This window comes from Pseudomonas sp. M5A4_2d (assembly GCF_053345295.1).
Window position 1 is genome coordinate 716,437 of record NZ_JBKEZW010000001.1, and the last position, 12,415, is coordinate 728,851.

General features: G+C 58.6%; 15 protein-coding genes. 5 read left to right on the plus strand and 10 right to left on the minus strand.

What is annotated here, in order from left to right:
* Positions 1-197 precede the first annotated feature (197 nt).
* From ACLBW8_RS03330 to ACLBW8_RS03345, 4 genes are all read right to left on the minus strand, one after another.
* Entirely contained in the window at positions 198-1,598 is a 1,401-nt protein-coding gene (locus ACLBW8_RS03330; protein WP_447804569.1) for a heavy metal sensor histidine kinase, read from the minus strand.
* Positions 1,595-2,266 (minus strand): heavy metal response regulator transcription factor, encoded by a 672-nt coding sequence (locus ACLBW8_RS03335; protein ID WP_064453235.1) that lies wholly within the window; start codon positions 2,264-2,266, stop codon positions 1,595-1,597. Before ACLBW8_RS03335 ends, ACLBW8_RS03330 begins: the two co-directional genes overlap by 4 nt.
* Positions 2,267-2,308: 42 nt before the next feature.
* Complete coding sequence (locus ACLBW8_RS03340) at positions 2,309-2,569, minus strand: DUF2790 domain-containing protein (protein WP_447804570.1); 261 nt, start codon at positions 2,567-2,569, stop codon at positions 2,309-2,311.
* Positions 2,570-2,681: 112 nt separating this feature from the next.
* Positions 2,682-3,452 (minus strand): alpha/beta fold hydrolase, encoded by a 771-nt coding sequence (locus ACLBW8_RS03345; RefSeq protein ID WP_447804571.1) that lies wholly within the window; start codon positions 3,450-3,452, stop codon positions 2,682-2,684.
* Positions 3,453-3,673: 221 nt separating this feature from the next.
* On the opposite strand from ACLBW8_RS03345, the gene ACLBW8_RS03350 reads away from it, so the two are divergent.
* Positions 3,674-4,351, plus strand: a complete 678-nt coding sequence (locus tag ACLBW8_RS03350) for an HAD family hydrolase (RefSeq protein ID WP_447804572.1) — start codon at positions 3,674-3,676, stop codon at positions 4,349-4,351.
* 33 nt (positions 4,352-4,384) lie between these two features.
* Here the strand turns inward: ACLBW8_RS03350 and ACLBW8_RS03355 are convergent, their stop codons facing one another.
* From ACLBW8_RS03355 to csrA, 3 genes are all read right to left on the minus strand, one after another.
* Positions 4,385-4,666: a hypothetical protein gene (locus ACLBW8_RS03355; RefSeq protein WP_447804573.1), complete on the minus strand. Its 282-nt coding sequence runs from the start codon at positions 4,664-4,666 to the stop codon at positions 4,385-4,387.
* Positions 4,667-4,760: 94 nt separating this feature from the next.
* The gene (locus tag ACLBW8_RS03360) at positions 4,761-5,024 is read right to left on the minus strand and encodes a hypothetical protein (protein WP_447804574.1); all 264 of its coding nucleotides are present in this window, start codon (positions 5,022-5,024) and stop codon (positions 4,761-4,763) included.
* Positions 5,025-5,234: 210 nt separating this feature from the next.
* The gene (csrA, locus tag ACLBW8_RS03365; RefSeq protein WP_003192511.1) at positions 5,235-5,429 is read right to left on the minus strand and encodes a carbon storage regulator CsrA; all 195 of its coding nucleotides are present in this window, start codon (positions 5,427-5,429) and stop codon (positions 5,235-5,237) included.
* A 262-nt stretch (positions 5,430-5,691) separates the two neighbouring features.
* Between csrA and ACLBW8_RS03370 the strand changes: the two genes are divergently transcribed.
* The gene (locus tag ACLBW8_RS03370; RefSeq protein ID WP_064453231.1) at positions 5,692-6,057 is read left to right on the plus strand and encodes an SPOR domain-containing protein; all 366 of its coding nucleotides are present in this window, start codon (positions 5,692-5,694) and stop codon (positions 6,055-6,057) included.
* Positions 6,058-6,088: 31 nt separating this feature from the next.
* Here the strand turns inward: ACLBW8_RS03370 and ACLBW8_RS03375 are convergent, their stop codons facing one another.
* From ACLBW8_RS03375 to ACLBW8_RS03385, 3 genes are all read right to left on the minus strand, one after another.
* Entirely contained in the window at positions 6,089-6,778 is a 690-nt protein-coding gene (locus ACLBW8_RS03375; protein ID WP_447804575.1) for an endonuclease, read from the minus strand.
* A 4-nt stretch (positions 6,779-6,782) separates the two neighbouring features.
* Positions 6,783-7,034, minus strand: a complete 252-nt coding sequence (locus tag ACLBW8_RS03380) for a DUF1654 domain-containing protein (protein ID WP_208604440.1) — start codon at positions 7,032-7,034, stop codon at positions 6,783-6,785.
* A 188-nt stretch (positions 7,035-7,222) separates the two neighbouring features.
* Entirely contained in the window at positions 7,223-8,311 is a 1,089-nt protein-coding gene (locus ACLBW8_RS03385) for an asparaginase (RefSeq protein WP_064453228.1), read from the minus strand.
* 555 nt (positions 8,312-8,866) lie between these two features.
* Here ACLBW8_RS03385 and ACLBW8_RS03390 point away from each other — a divergent pair.
* The 3 genes from ACLBW8_RS03390 to ACLBW8_RS03400 are packed head-to-tail and all read left to right on the plus strand — an operon-like array spanning position 8,867 to position 12,412.
* Positions 8,867-9,826, plus strand: coding sequence for a sugar ABC transporter substrate-binding protein (locus ACLBW8_RS03390; RefSeq protein ID WP_128587341.1), 960 nt, complete (start codon positions 8,867-8,869; stop codon positions 9,824-9,826).
* Positions 9,827-9,884: 58 nt separating this feature from the next.
* Positions 9,885-11,438, plus strand: coding sequence for a sugar ABC transporter ATP-binding protein (locus tag ACLBW8_RS03395; RefSeq protein ID WP_447804576.1), 1,554 nt, complete (start codon positions 9,885-9,887; stop codon positions 11,436-11,438).
* On the plus strand, positions 11,435-12,412 hold the full coding sequence (locus ACLBW8_RS03400; protein WP_064453225.1) for an ABC transporter permease: 978 nt from the start codon (positions 11,435-11,437) through the stop codon (positions 12,410-12,412). Before ACLBW8_RS03395 ends, ACLBW8_RS03400 begins: the two co-directional genes overlap by 4 nt.
* The last annotated feature ends 3 nt before the right edge of the window (positions 12,413-12,415 follow it).

A 12,415-nucleotide genomic window follows, 5' to 3' on the forward strand; every position in this document is an offset into this window, starting at 1 on the left:
ATTGCCTCCACCGGCTCTACCTTGAGCCGGGATGTTCAGTGTGTTCGCCCAACCTAGCCGATATTGTTTTTTCTCCAAAGCGTGCCACCTTTTTAGTTGAAGTGAGAGAGCGCTTGGGAACGAAGATTAGTACCAGTTCGGGCCGACCGTGAGCGACAAACCTTTGCAAAATACCACCAAGGTTCTCGCCTGGGAGGTCAGGCTTCCCGCCGTGGAAAGAACAACTCAAAACACGTCACCCCTGCCTCACTGGTAACGCTGTAGCGACCGTTATGCAGCAGCATGATCGTTGCGACAATCGATAGCCCCAACCCGTTGGACTGGGCCGAGCGTTCCCGCGACTCATCCACTCGGTAAAACCGTTCGAACAGGCGCGGCAAATGCTCGGCGGGTATGGTTTCACCCCGGTTGCTCACCCGCAGGTTGATGCCATCGGCATCTGGAACCGCCTGAATCTCCAGTTCTGAACGGGGGGCGCCGTACTTGATAGCGTTTGCACACAGATTGGCCAGTGCACGACGCAATAACATCGGCTCAGCCCAGATCACGCCGTCACCCTCGGCGAGAATGCTGATATCCACGTCGCTCGCCAACCCTTCGAAGTAGTCAGCCATACGCTCAACCTCATCCGCCGCACTCAGCTCCTGGCGCTGGCGCAGGGCGCTGGCCGGGTCGGTGCGGGCGAGGAACAGCATGTTGTCGAGCATCCGCGCCAGGCGTTCGAGCTCTTCGACATTGGAGGCCAGCAGTTGCTGGTAGCTTTCGATGCTGCGGCTCTGTTGCAGGGCGACTTGCGTTTCGCCCAGCAGATTGTTGATCGGCGTACGCAGTTCGTGGGCCATGTCGGTGGACACCTGGCCCAACTGCACGAAGCCTTTGGCCAGTCGCTCGAGCATGGTGTTGAAGGCGTCGATCATCGGCAGCAGTTCTTTCGGCGCACCGTGGCTGTCGAGTCGTTCAGCCAGGTTGCCCACGCCGATGCCTTGGGCGTGTTTGGCCAGGCGCCGCAACGGCAAAAGCCCGCGGTGCACCAGCAGGTACCCCACCAATGCGAGGATGATTGCCGCAACGGTTGCCAGGATAAACACACTCAGGCGATAGCTGGCGAGCATGGCGGTGCGTTCAGTCATCAGGCGCCCGGTGGTGACTTGCAGGCTGCCCAGGTCACCGGAGTCGATGGATGCGGCCACGGTGGCGAAAGGCACGCCATTCACACCGGGCAAATGGTGCACGTCGGAAAAGCCCAGCACGTGGTCTTTTGGTACGGGGGGCACGGACGGCATTTCAATGTTGCCCGGGTTGACCAACAGCAACGGCTTTTGCCCCGGCGCCGCGATGCTCAGCACCGACTCGCTGTTGCCCAGCATGTTCTTGAACAGCTCTGGCTTGGTCTTGATCAGGTCCAGGGTATTGCTGTCGTTGAGCAGGTTGCGTAACTGGTCGGCGCGATAGATCAGGGCAGCGTCGTCACGTTTGATCAGTTCACGCTCAAGTTCGCGATACAGCGCAACGCCCAGGGTGGCCAGCAGGGCGAAGGCGAGCAGAGCGAAGATCAGCGCCAGGCGCAGAGTCAGCGAGTAGTGCCGGCGGTGGTTCATGGCTGTATATCGAAGCGGTAGCCGATGCCCCGCACGCTGTGAATTAACTTGAGCTGGAATGGGTCATCGATTTTCAGGCGCAGGCGTCGTACGGCGACGTCGACCACATTGGTGTCGCTGTCGAAATTCATGTCCCAGACCCGCGAGGCAATCATCGAGCGTGACAACACCTGATCCTGGTGGGTGGCGAACAGGTGCAGCAGGGCGAATTCCTTGTTGGTCAGGGTAATGCGTGTACCCGCACGGGTGACCCGGCGTTTCAGTACATCGATTTGCAGGTCGGCAATGTGCAGTTGCTCTTCTTCGCGACTGGGGCCGCGGCGGGTCAGGGTGCGTAAACGCGCGACCAACTCGGCGAAGGAGAAGGGTTTGATCAGGTAGTCATCAGCACCCAGTTCCAGGCCCTTGATACGGTCGGCAATGTCATCGCGGGCAGTCAGGAACAGTACCGGCGTGTCGGCCTCCTTGCGCAGGCGCCGCAGCACTTCCCAGCCGTCCATTTTTGGCATCATCACGTCCAGCACGATCACGTCGAATGGCGTTTCCAGCGCCAGGTGCAACCCGTCCACGCCGTCACGGGCGAGGCTCACCGAGTAACCCAGTTCCTGCAGGCCATTGAGCAGGTAATTGCCGGCCTTGGGTTCGTCTTCGACTACGAGGATGTTCATGGGAAGTGCCCTGGTTCTAAGCGTTGCGCAAGTGTAGCCCGATCAATTGTCACTGGCGCAGCCAATGCCCTGAACCTGATAGTCCAGCACATGCTCGCGACCCTGATGGTCCAGGTAATCGAGGTGGGCGGGGACGATACCGCACTGGCCGTAGGTGTCGGTGCTCGACAGGACTTTGTCGACATCCAGGTGCACGAAGAAGCCGGTCTTGTCGTGGATCACGTTGGTGGCGGGGGTTGTGTCGGCTGCGAACACTGAGCCGGTGGCAAGTAAGGCGCTGAAGCCGAGGATAAACAGTTTCATGGTGGTCTCTCTCTTTAAAGGGTTGGCTGCCAGCTCCTGGCAGTGAGTTCACAGTAACCAGGCACCTCAAACAGCCAACCAACAGGATCATGACAAGTTCGTAATGAACGGTTTAAGGCTGACGGCCGGACGCTTCGAGGATCAGGTCAGTGATTTCCTTGGCGTGGGACACCAGCGACAAGTGGCTCGACGGCAGCTCGATGGTGGTGGCGTTCATGCGCTTGGCGAGAAATCGCTCCAGGTCCGGGTTGATGGTCTGGTCATTGCTCGACACGGCGTACCAGGACGGCTTGGTGTGCCAGGCCGCATTGACGGTGCGGCCGCTGAAAAGGGTCTTGGCAATCGGTTGTTGTACGGCGTACAGCTGCAGCGCCTTGGCGTGCGGTACATCGGCGGCGAAGTACTTCAGGAAGGCGTCCTGGTTCAGGGTGAGGTAGCCGTCGTGCTCAACAACACCGGCTCGCACGGGCATGCTCGGGTACTTGGCAGCAAGGGCGACGAAGTCTTCGTTGGCGTCCGGTGCACGGGCTGCCACATACACCAGGGCGCTGACTTTCGGGTTCGCCCCGGCGTCGCTGACCACGGTACCGGCGTAGGAATGGCCGACCAGCACGGTAGGGCCGTCCTGTTGGTTCAGTACGCGATTGGTCGCGGCGACGTCATCGGCAACCGATGTCAGCGGGTTCTGTACGGCGGTCACGTGCAGGCCGGCGGCCTGGAGGCGGGTGATGACTTCTGACCAGCTTGAGCCGTCAGCCCAGGAACCGTGCACCAGCACCACGTTGTCGGCTTTGACCGGTGCGACGGTGCCGGCCATGGCGGTGCCGGTACCCAGCATCAACAGGCTGGCGGCAATCAGGCAGAGTTTGCTTGCAGGTTTCATCGTGCGGCCCTTCATCTTCAGTGGGAAGTTGTGCCACCCGATGTGGGTGACTGACGACGCCACTGTAGGAAGTGAGGGTGCTGACAAGACTTACAGGTTGATGACAAACCTGTAATGCAATCGCTTGGTTAGCGGCGCGGCGCTGGCGTTTACAAGCGAGGAGGTGACCCGTAGATTGCGTCGGGTCGATTATTTGTTAATGCCCAAGAGGAATCCACGCCGTGTCCGTCCGAGGTTCAGCCGTATTTGCCCAACGTTACCGTGCCTTTCTGTTCGATATGGATGGGACCCTGCTCAACTCTATTGCGGCCGCCGAGCGTGTATGGAGCACATGGGCTGAGCGCCACGGGCTGGATGTGGCGGCCTTCCTGACCACCATCCATGGCGCACGCGCCATTGACACCATCACCCGTCAAGCATTGCCAGGTGTGGACCCTGAAGTTGAAGCGCAGTGGATCACCGAAGCGGAAATCAACGATGTCGAGGGGGTCGTGGCGATTTGCGGCGCTGTCGAATTTCTGAACGGCCTCCCTGGCGATCAATGGGCGTTGGTCACCTCTGCACCCAGGGAACTGGCGTTGCGCCGCCTGACTGCTGCGGGCATTGCACCGCCGGCAGTGTTGGTGACGGCTGAAGACGTTGTCAGCGGCAAGCCTGACCCCGCCTGTTATGTGCTGGGGGCGCAGCGTTTGGGGGTGCCGGTGCGGGAGTGCCTGGTGTTCGAGGATGCGACGGTGGGTATTCGAGCCGGGGAGGCGGCCGGGGCGGACGTAATGGTGGTGACCTCTACTCACCTGACGCCCATGGCCACCGCGCATGCCACCATCCACGACTATGAGCAGTTGCAGGTCCGGCGCGACGGTGAGGGCCTGCTGAGCTTGCAGGGTCTGGCGGGCTGAAATGAAAAAGCCGAGCCGTTATCGGTCTCGGCCTTATTCGCGAGGGGTGTGATCAGGCGGCGCCTGTAGCCGGCTGCTTCTCATTCCCTGGCGGGACATCACCATTTCTCTGAGGATTTCATTGGCAAGTCGGGCAATCGCTTCGGCACCGCGATAATTCGCGCGCACGATTCCGGTAATCGCGAAATGGTCGGTTTCCGGGCCACTGAGGATGGCAGAAAGGGTGCCGTCAGCGTGCAACGTACACGTGATCTTGTAGCTGGGCAGGCGCGCTGCCAGTGCCGATTCGATTTGGCATTTGCTGAGGCTGTCCATCTGCTTTAACGCCTTTGACTGACCGTGCAAGCCCAAGCATAGATCCTGCTGCAAGGCTGTAAATACCGGCGATCAGATAGCGGATTACCGGCCCTCATCGTGCGGCTTTCTGCGGGGGACGTTGCGCGGCGCGTTGGCACAATTTGCGCAAAATGGCCTTTTGGATGGGCTGAAGGCAGAACGCGAACAGGTAGCCAGACAAGAAGAGCGCCAGGTCCAGCCACGAACGTTTGCCGGGGTCGCTGATGCCTTCAATTTCGAACCTCACGCCATATCCCAGCGCTACGAAGACCAGCCCTATCAGCAGGGCGATCCTCCAGGACTTGGAAACAAGTGGTTGCTTTGCGGTTGGCCTCATCGACGTGCTCCTGAACGCACTCGGATGGCAGGATAATAGTCAGGAGATTCGGCTGCGAATTAAGCAACAAGTTCCAGGCGCCAAGACAGTTTCATCTTGCAGCGACGCTGAACGCGTCAAGCGCGCGGATCGCGCAAGAAAGCGCGAACAGTCTGAAGGGATTTCGCCAGCCGTTACAGTGAACGAAAAGGCTGGCTACTGAGTGGGGCGTCAAGGAGTCTGGTTTTTGTCCGGAGCCGTGAGGCCGGCCTGGATGCGCTGGTAAATCTCCTCGCGATGCACGGCAACGTCCTTGGGGGCGTTGATGCCGATTCGTACTTGCTGGCCGCTGACGCCCAGGATGGTGATCGTAATGTCATCACCGATGTTTATGCTTTCACCAACTTTTCGGGTGAGTATCAGCATGGACTTCTCCTTGATTACTTTTAAGGGCACATGTTTCAGACAGGGCACGTGTCGGATGTGTGTAGCTTACTGCTAAGCGCTTCCCTGTGACTGCCTCTTTTAGGACGCATAGAGGCGACATTAATTCCCATGGCGGCATCATACAGGTCTGCGGTACATCATTCGCATTGTTTAAGCCAACGTTTATGACGGCCAGAATAGACAGTGAATGATAAAGTTGCCTCTTTATCCTTAAAGGAGCAGGGCAGTGCGTAAAGTAGCGATGGCAATTGCGGTGTTGGCATTGGCCGGTTGCGGTGAAGGTAAACCGGTCGACGCCCCCAAGGCCAAGCCTGCCGTGACCGAGAGCCAGCCTCAAACCGGGGTGATTGCCGCTCAGGAGTGGGACGTATGGGTAGGCCCGCCAGACCACAAACTGCAGGCGCTCACCGACTTGACCGCCTGGCTGCTGGAACATGGTTTCAATTTTTATATCGTGAAGACAGACGGTAAGGACGAGGTACTGCTGGGCCCGTTCGCCAGCAAGGCCGAAGCTGAAGCCAAGCAGGCCCTGTTGACCGAAAAACTGGCACGCGCCAAGAAAAATGATACCGAGTCGCAAGTCATCGAGCACAAGACTGCGCAGTAACCGGCAGGTTGGGCGGCAGTCCCGCCCATTTTCAGCCGCAGGCTTTCAGGTTCACCGGGCCGACAAATTCGTTACCGCGCCCCATCACACACGCTACGGTCTGGTTGCGCTGACGCTCCCAAGGTTGCACGGGGTAGGTCTTGTTCCAGGCTTCATACAGCTGGCGGTCCTGTTTTGACAGGCGCAAGCCGTATTGTTTGCTCATATAGAAATACGTTCGGGCGATCATCCCGCGAATGGACGGGCGGGGCATGACTTTCTTGGCCTTGAAATCCACCTGAGTCAGGCACGAGCCGTATTGCCCGCGTTGTGCCGGCAGCCATCCAAAACTGAAGTTGTTACGGTCGCCATTGACCTCGCCGATGCTCGGCACCAGGTTGTGCAGGTCCGCCTCGGCGCGCTTGAACACGTCGTCGTAGCGCGTACAGTTTTTGCGCCCACCGGTTTGCCAGCATTGGCGCTGGTGCCCGATCTGCCAGGCTGGAACGATGTGTTCCCATTCGATGCGTGCAGCGCGGTTGGCATTTTTGCGTGGGATGTAACCGCAGGCTTTCAAATCCACACGGTTGCCGTTGTATTTGCAGCCGCAGTAGAACTCCGTGGATTGTGGTGCGTAGAGCTTCCAGGCGACTTTCTTGGCCTCGCTGAATGTTCGAGGCGCCTGAGCATGAACAGTAGCGGCAAAAAACAAGCAAAAAACAGCAATAAAACGGGCACTCATTGAATCAATCTTCCTTCGGCACAACCCAGAAAATCTGCACGCCGCCATCATCCCGATAGGCGAGGGTGACGTTGTCGTTCTCCGCGATTTCTTCCAGCAAGCGCTCCCATTCCTCCTCCGGCTCGTCCGGCAAACGGAAGATCAGGGCGGCCTTGGCTTTTTGGGCGTTGGTCGAATTGATGATTTTTTGCACACGAACGGCGAGGCGTGCATAGGCGTCAGGCGGGGTTGGCGCTGCAGAAGTAGACGTTGCCACGGAGTATTCCTTAGTGTGCTGTACGTGCATACAGTATTTAACTGTTACGAATTTCGCAACTGCTTAATATTCAGGAAGTTCGTTTGACGGTCATTCAGGCAGAGGGCTGTAGCGAGGAGAATCTGTACCGGAGGGGCGAGCGGGGAGGTAGAGGCAGGCGAGCCCGCCTCTACAGGTGTCGCTAGCAATCAATATTCCCAGAACATCCGTTGCAACTCTTTGCTGTCCTGAGTCTTGGTCAGGGCAACCATCGCCAGAATTCGGGCTTTCTGTGGGTTAAGGTCATGTGCGGCAACCCAATCGTACTTGTCGTCAGGCTGTTCGGCGTTACGCAGAACGAACCCGCCGGCATTCACGTGGGAAGAACGAATGATTTGCACGCCTTGCTTGCGCAGTTCCTGCAGGGCAGGGACTACTTTGGAAGACACCGAGCCATTACCGGTACCGGCATAGATGATGGCTTTGGCACCGGCCTGGGCCAAGGCCTTGACGGCGGTGTCGCTCACGTTGCCGTAGCCGTAGGCGATTTCCACATCCGGCAGGCTTTTGATGGTCTTGATGTCGAACTCTGAATCCATGGTGTGGCGCTTGGCAGGCAGGCGGAACCAATAGGATTTGCCTTCAACGACCATGCCCAACGGGCCCCACGGGCTTTTGAACGCTTCGGTCTTGATGTTGATCATTTTGCTGACGTCGCGACCCGACTGGATTTCGTCGTTCATGGTGACCAGTACGCCCTTGCCGCGAGCGTCTTTGCTGCCGGCGACAGCCACGGCGTTGTACAGGTTGAGCATGCCGTCAGCCGACATGGCGGTACCTGGACGCATTGAGCCGACGACTACGATTGGCTTGTCGGTCTTTTCCACCAGGTTCAGGAAGTAAGCGGTTTCTTCGAGGGTGTCGGTACCGTGGGTGATGACGATGCCGTCCACGTCCTTGCTGTCAGCCAGTTCGGCAACGCGGCGACCCAACTGCAGCAGGTTTTCGTTGTTGATGCTTTCGGACGCAATTTGCATCACTTGCTCGCCGCGTACATTGGCGATCTGGCTAAGCTCAGGAACACCAGCGATCAATTGCTCGATACCGACTTTGGCCGCCTGGTAGGTGGCGCTGTTGGCGGCGCTGGCGCCGGCACCTGCAATGGTGCCGCCAGTGGCGAGAATCACCACGTTGGACAGTTTGGTCTTGGTTTCAACTTCCTTTGCCTGGGCGGCAACGGGGAACAGCAGCAGTAGGGCTAGAGCGCCCGGAACGAAGGTTTTCAGTGCAGATTTCATTATTTTTCTCTCTGGTTTTTGATGAGTGCGGTAGCAGGTTCATCTAGAACACCCGGGCGATTCTGAATGCCGCGAGGTGCTGAGAAAGAGCAGGATTTGTACCAGGCTGATGGTGGCCGAACATATAAATTAACGTGTTGATTTAAAACAACTTATATTGATTTTTTAGATGAGGATGAGGGACGGTTGTCCGGCTTTCCGAACAGTGAGGGGCTATTGCGTTCGGTTGTCCGAAAACCATGATGGAATATTCATGGAGGCGTGTATGACGGTGGTGTCACTGCCTGTCGTTTTGGAGAGCGGTCGGGCAAAGGCAATGTTTAATCACATCAGCGGTACGATGAAAGGCCCGGGCCAGATGAAAGGCAGATTTCCGTCGTTGACAAATCTCGGCAAGGTTCTCATAGTTTGACTAACGCAAACGTTTGCGAGATGTTTCACGCAGCGCTCCCTGAGTATCGTGAAAGCTCGTATCAGCCACCCGGGTGGGAGGGCTGCCGAAGCGTTCTTCGGTGCAAGCGTTGCTTACAATAATCATAAGATCGGAGTGAACCCATGAAGCTGCCATTTGCTGGACGTCTTCTTGCTGTCGCTGTGCTTGCTGCCGCATCCGCTGCTCTACCTCTCTCCTCTGCATTCGCTGATGACGCCGCCGCCAAACCCAAGGTCGGCCTGGTGATGAAATCCCTTGCCAACGAATTTTTCGTGACCATGCAGGACGGCGCCAAGGAATACCAGAAGGCGCATTCCGCTGATTTCGACATGATCACCAACGGGATCAAGAACGAAACCGATACCAGTGCGCAGATCGATATCGTCAACCAGATGATCCTCGCCAAAGTAAACGCCATCGTGATCGCCCCCGCCGACTCCAAGGCATTGGTCACTGTGCTGAAGAAAGCCTCTGATGCTGGCATCAAGGTCGTCAACATCGACAACCGCCTTGATCCGGACGTACTGAAAAGCAAAAACCTCACTATCCCGTTTGTGGGTCCGGACAACCGCAAAGGCTCCAAGCTGGTGGGTGACTACCTTGCCAAGCAACTGACCTCGGGTGACAAGGTCGGCATCATCGAAGGCGTGCCGACCACCACCAACGCCCAGCAGCGCACCGCAGGCTACAAGGATGCGATGGACGCCGCCGGCATGAAGATCGTTTCCACCCAATCGGGTAACTGGGAAATCGACCAGGGCCAGAAAGTGGCCTCCGCCATGTTGAGCGAGTACCCGGACCTCAAGGCGCTGCTGGCCGGTAACGACAACATGGCACTGGGCGCAGTCTCCGCGGTACGTGCGGCAGGCAAGGCCGGCAAAGTGCTGGTGGTGGGCTACGACAACATCGAAGCCATTAAACCTATGCTGCAGGACGGCCGTGTCCTGGCGACTGCCGACCAAGCCGCTGCTCAGCAAGCTGTGTTCGGTATTCAGAACGCGCTCAAGCTGGTCAAGGGTGAGCAAGTCGATGCCAAAGACGGCGTGATCGAAACCCCGGTCGAACTCGTCCTCAAGAAGTAATCCTGGCAGCACCCAACAGCGCCCGCTCGTCCTGAGCGGGCGCCTGGAGATTTTTCTTATGTCATCTTCCGCCCCGAACGCTGTCCTCTCGGTCAGCGGTATCGGCAAGACCTATGCCCAACCGGTTCTGTCCGACATCACCCTGACGCTCAATCGCGGGGAAGTGCTGGCGCTGACTGGTGAGAACGGTGCTGGTAAAAGCACGTTGTCGAAAATTATTGGCGGGCTGGTCACGCCGACCACCGGGCACATGCAGTTCAATGGCCAGGATTACCGCCCCGGCAGTCGCACCCAGGCTGAAGAGCTGGGCGTGCGCATGGTTATGCAGGAACTCAACCTGCTGCCAACGCTGACCGTGGCCGAAAACCTGTTTTTGGATAACCTGCCCAGAAACTGTGGCTGGATCAACCGCACGCAACTGCGCAAGGCTGCGATCGAGGCGATGGCCCAAGTCGGCCTCGACGCGATCGACCCGGACACCCTCGTCGGGAGCCTGGGCATCGGCCATCAACAAATGGTCGAAATCGCCCGCAACCTGATCGGCGATTGCCATGTACTGATCCTCGACGAACCTACGGCCATGCTCACCGCCCGTGAAGTCGAGATGCTGTTCGAGCAAATCACCCGCCTGCAGGCCCGGGGCGTGGCGATCATTTACATTTCACACCGGCTCGAAGAACTGGCTCGTGTCGCGCAGCGTATTGCGGTTTTACGCGACGGCAAGCTGGTCTGCGTCGAGCCGATGGCCAATTACAACAGTGAGCAACTGGTCACCTTGATGGTCGGTCGTGAGCTGGGTGAACAGATCGACCTGTGGCCACGCACCATTGGCGGTCCGGCCCTGACGGTGAAAGGGCTGAGCCGCTCGGACAAGGTCCGCGATGTGTCCTTTGAAGTGCGTGCCGGGGAGATCTATGGCATCTCCGGCCTGATCGGCGCGGGCCGTACTGAATTGTTACGGCTGATTTTCGGTGCCGACCTGGCCGACAGTGGCACGGTGGCCCTGGGGTCGCCAGCGCAGGTGGTGAGTATCCGTTCGCCGGTCGACGCGGTGGCTCATGGCATTGCTCTGATTACCGAAGACCGCAAGGGTGAAGGCCTGCTGCTGACCCAATCCATCAGCGCCAATATCGCTCTGGGCAACATGCCGGAAATTTCCGGCGGCGGCGTGGTGAACAGCCGGGACGAAACTGCCCTGGCCAAGCGCCAGATTGACGCCATGCGCATCCGCAGCTCAAGCCCCGCACAGTTGGTGTCCGAGCTGTCGGGCGGCAACCAGCAGAAGGTCGTGATCGGCCGTTGGCTGGAGCGCGATTGCGCGGTGATGCTCTTTGACGAGCCAACCCGCGGTATCGACGTCGGCGCCAAGTTCGACATTTATGCGTTGCTCGGCGAATTGACGCGCCAGGGCAAAGCGCTGGTAGTGGTGTCCAGCGACCTGCGGGAGCTGATGCTGATCTGCGACCGCATCGGTGTGCTGTCCGCCGGGCGCCTGATCGAGACCTTCGAGCGCGACAGCTGGACCCAGGACGAGTTGCTCGCCGCCGCCTTTGCCGGCTATCAAAAACGTGACGCGCTGCTGAACGACGCAGCGCTTAGGGATACCCCATGAAAACAATAAACTCCCCGGGTAAAACCGGCGGCAACTTCTACGGCCTGGGTACTTATCTGGGGCTGGCCGGTGCCTTGCTCGCAATGATTGCGCTGTTCTCGGTACTCAGCGATCACTTCCTGTCCTATGACACCTTCAGCACCCTGGCCAACCAGATTCCGGACCTGATGGTGCTGGCGGTCGGCATGACGTTCATCCTGATCATCGGCGGTATCGACCTGTCGGTGGGCTCGGTGCTGGCATTGGCCGCATCGGCAGTCAGCGTGGCGATTCTCAGCTGGGGTTGGAGCGTATTGCCAGCGGCGGTGCTGGGCATGGGCTGCGCAGCATTGGCGGGTACCATCACCGGTTCGATTACCGTGGCCTGGCGCATTCCATCATTTATCGTATCCCTCGGCGTGCTGGAAATGGCCCGTGGCGTGGCTTACCAGATGACCGGTTCGCGCACCGCCTATATCGGTGATTCGTTTGCCTGGTTGTCCAACCCGGTTGCCTTCGGTATTTCGCCATCGTTTATCATTGCTTTGCTGGTAATCGTTGCCGCTCAGTTGGTGTTGACCCGTACTGTATTCGGCCGTTACCTGATCGGTATCGGCACTAACGAAGAGGCGGTGCGCCTGGCCGGGATCAATCCCAAGCCCTACAAGATCCTGGTGTTCAGCCTGATGGGGCTGTTGGCCGGCGTGGCGGCACTGTTCCAGATTTCGCGCCTGGAAGCGGCGGACCCGAATGCCGGCTCCGGCCTTGAGTTGCAGGTGATCGCGGCGGTGGTGATCGGCGGTACCAGCCTGATGGGTGGGCGCGGCTCGGTCATCAGTACGTTCTTCGGTGTGTTGATTATTTCGGTGCTGGCGGCCGGCCTTGCGCAGATCGGTGCTACAGAGCCCACCAAACGCATCATCACCGGTGCCGTAATCGTGATTGCCGTGGTCCTCGACACCTATCGCAGCCAGCGCGCCAGTCGGCGGGGCTGAACC

What these genes read in the sequence shown, in the direction of transcription:
- ACLBW8_RS03330 (WP_447804569.1), bottom strand. Translation starts at nt 1,598, where the DNA reads ATGAACCACCGCCGGCACTACTCGCTGACTCTGCGCCTGGCGCTGATC.
- ACLBW8_RS03335 (WP_064453235.1), bottom strand. Translation starts at nt 2,266, where the DNA reads ATGAACATCCTCGTAGTCGAAGACGAACCCAAGGCCGGCAATTACCTG.
- ACLBW8_RS03340 (WP_447804570.1), bottom strand. Translation starts at nt 2,569, where the DNA reads ATGAAACTGTTTATCCTCGGCTTCAGCGCCTTACTTGCCACCGGCTCA.
- ACLBW8_RS03345 (WP_447804571.1), bottom strand. Translation starts at nt 3,452, where the DNA reads ATGAAACCTGCAAGCAAACTCTGCCTGATTGCCGCCAGCCTGTTGATG.
- ACLBW8_RS03355 (WP_447804573.1), bottom strand. Translation starts at nt 4,666, where the DNA reads ATGGACAGCCTCAGCAAATGCCAAATCGAATCGGCACTGGCAGCGCGC.
- ACLBW8_RS03360 (WP_447804574.1), bottom strand. Translation starts at nt 5,024, where the DNA reads ATGAGGCCAACCGCAAAGCAACCACTTGTTTCCAAGTCCTGGAGGATC.
- csrA (WP_003192511.1), bottom strand. Translation starts at nt 5,429, where the DNA reads ATGCTGATACTCACCCGAAAAGTTGGTGAAAGCATAAACATCGGTGAT.
- ACLBW8_RS03370 (WP_064453231.1), top strand. Translation starts at nt 5,692, where the DNA reads ATGGCAATTGCGGTGTTGGCATTGGCCGGTTGCGGTGAAGGTAAACCG.
- ACLBW8_RS03375 (WP_447804575.1), bottom strand. Translation starts at nt 6,778, where the DNA reads ATGAGTGCCCGTTTTATTGCTGTTTTTTGCTTGTTTTTTGCCGCTACT.
- ACLBW8_RS03385 (WP_064453228.1), bottom strand. Translation starts at nt 8,311, where the DNA reads ATGAAATCTGCACTGAAAACCTTCGTTCCGGGCGCTCTAGCCCTACTG.
- ACLBW8_RS03390 (WP_128587341.1), top strand. Translation starts at nt 8,867, where the DNA reads ATGAAGCTGCCATTTGCTGGACGTCTTCTTGCTGTCGCTGTGCTTGCT.
- ACLBW8_RS03395 (WP_447804576.1), top strand. Translation starts at nt 9,885, where the DNA reads ATGTCATCTTCCGCCCCGAACGCTGTCCTCTCGGTCAGCGGTATCGGC.
- ACLBW8_RS03400 (WP_064453225.1), top strand. Translation starts at nt 11,435, where the DNA reads ATGAAAACAATAAACTCCCCGGGTAAAACCGGCGGCAACTTCTACGGC.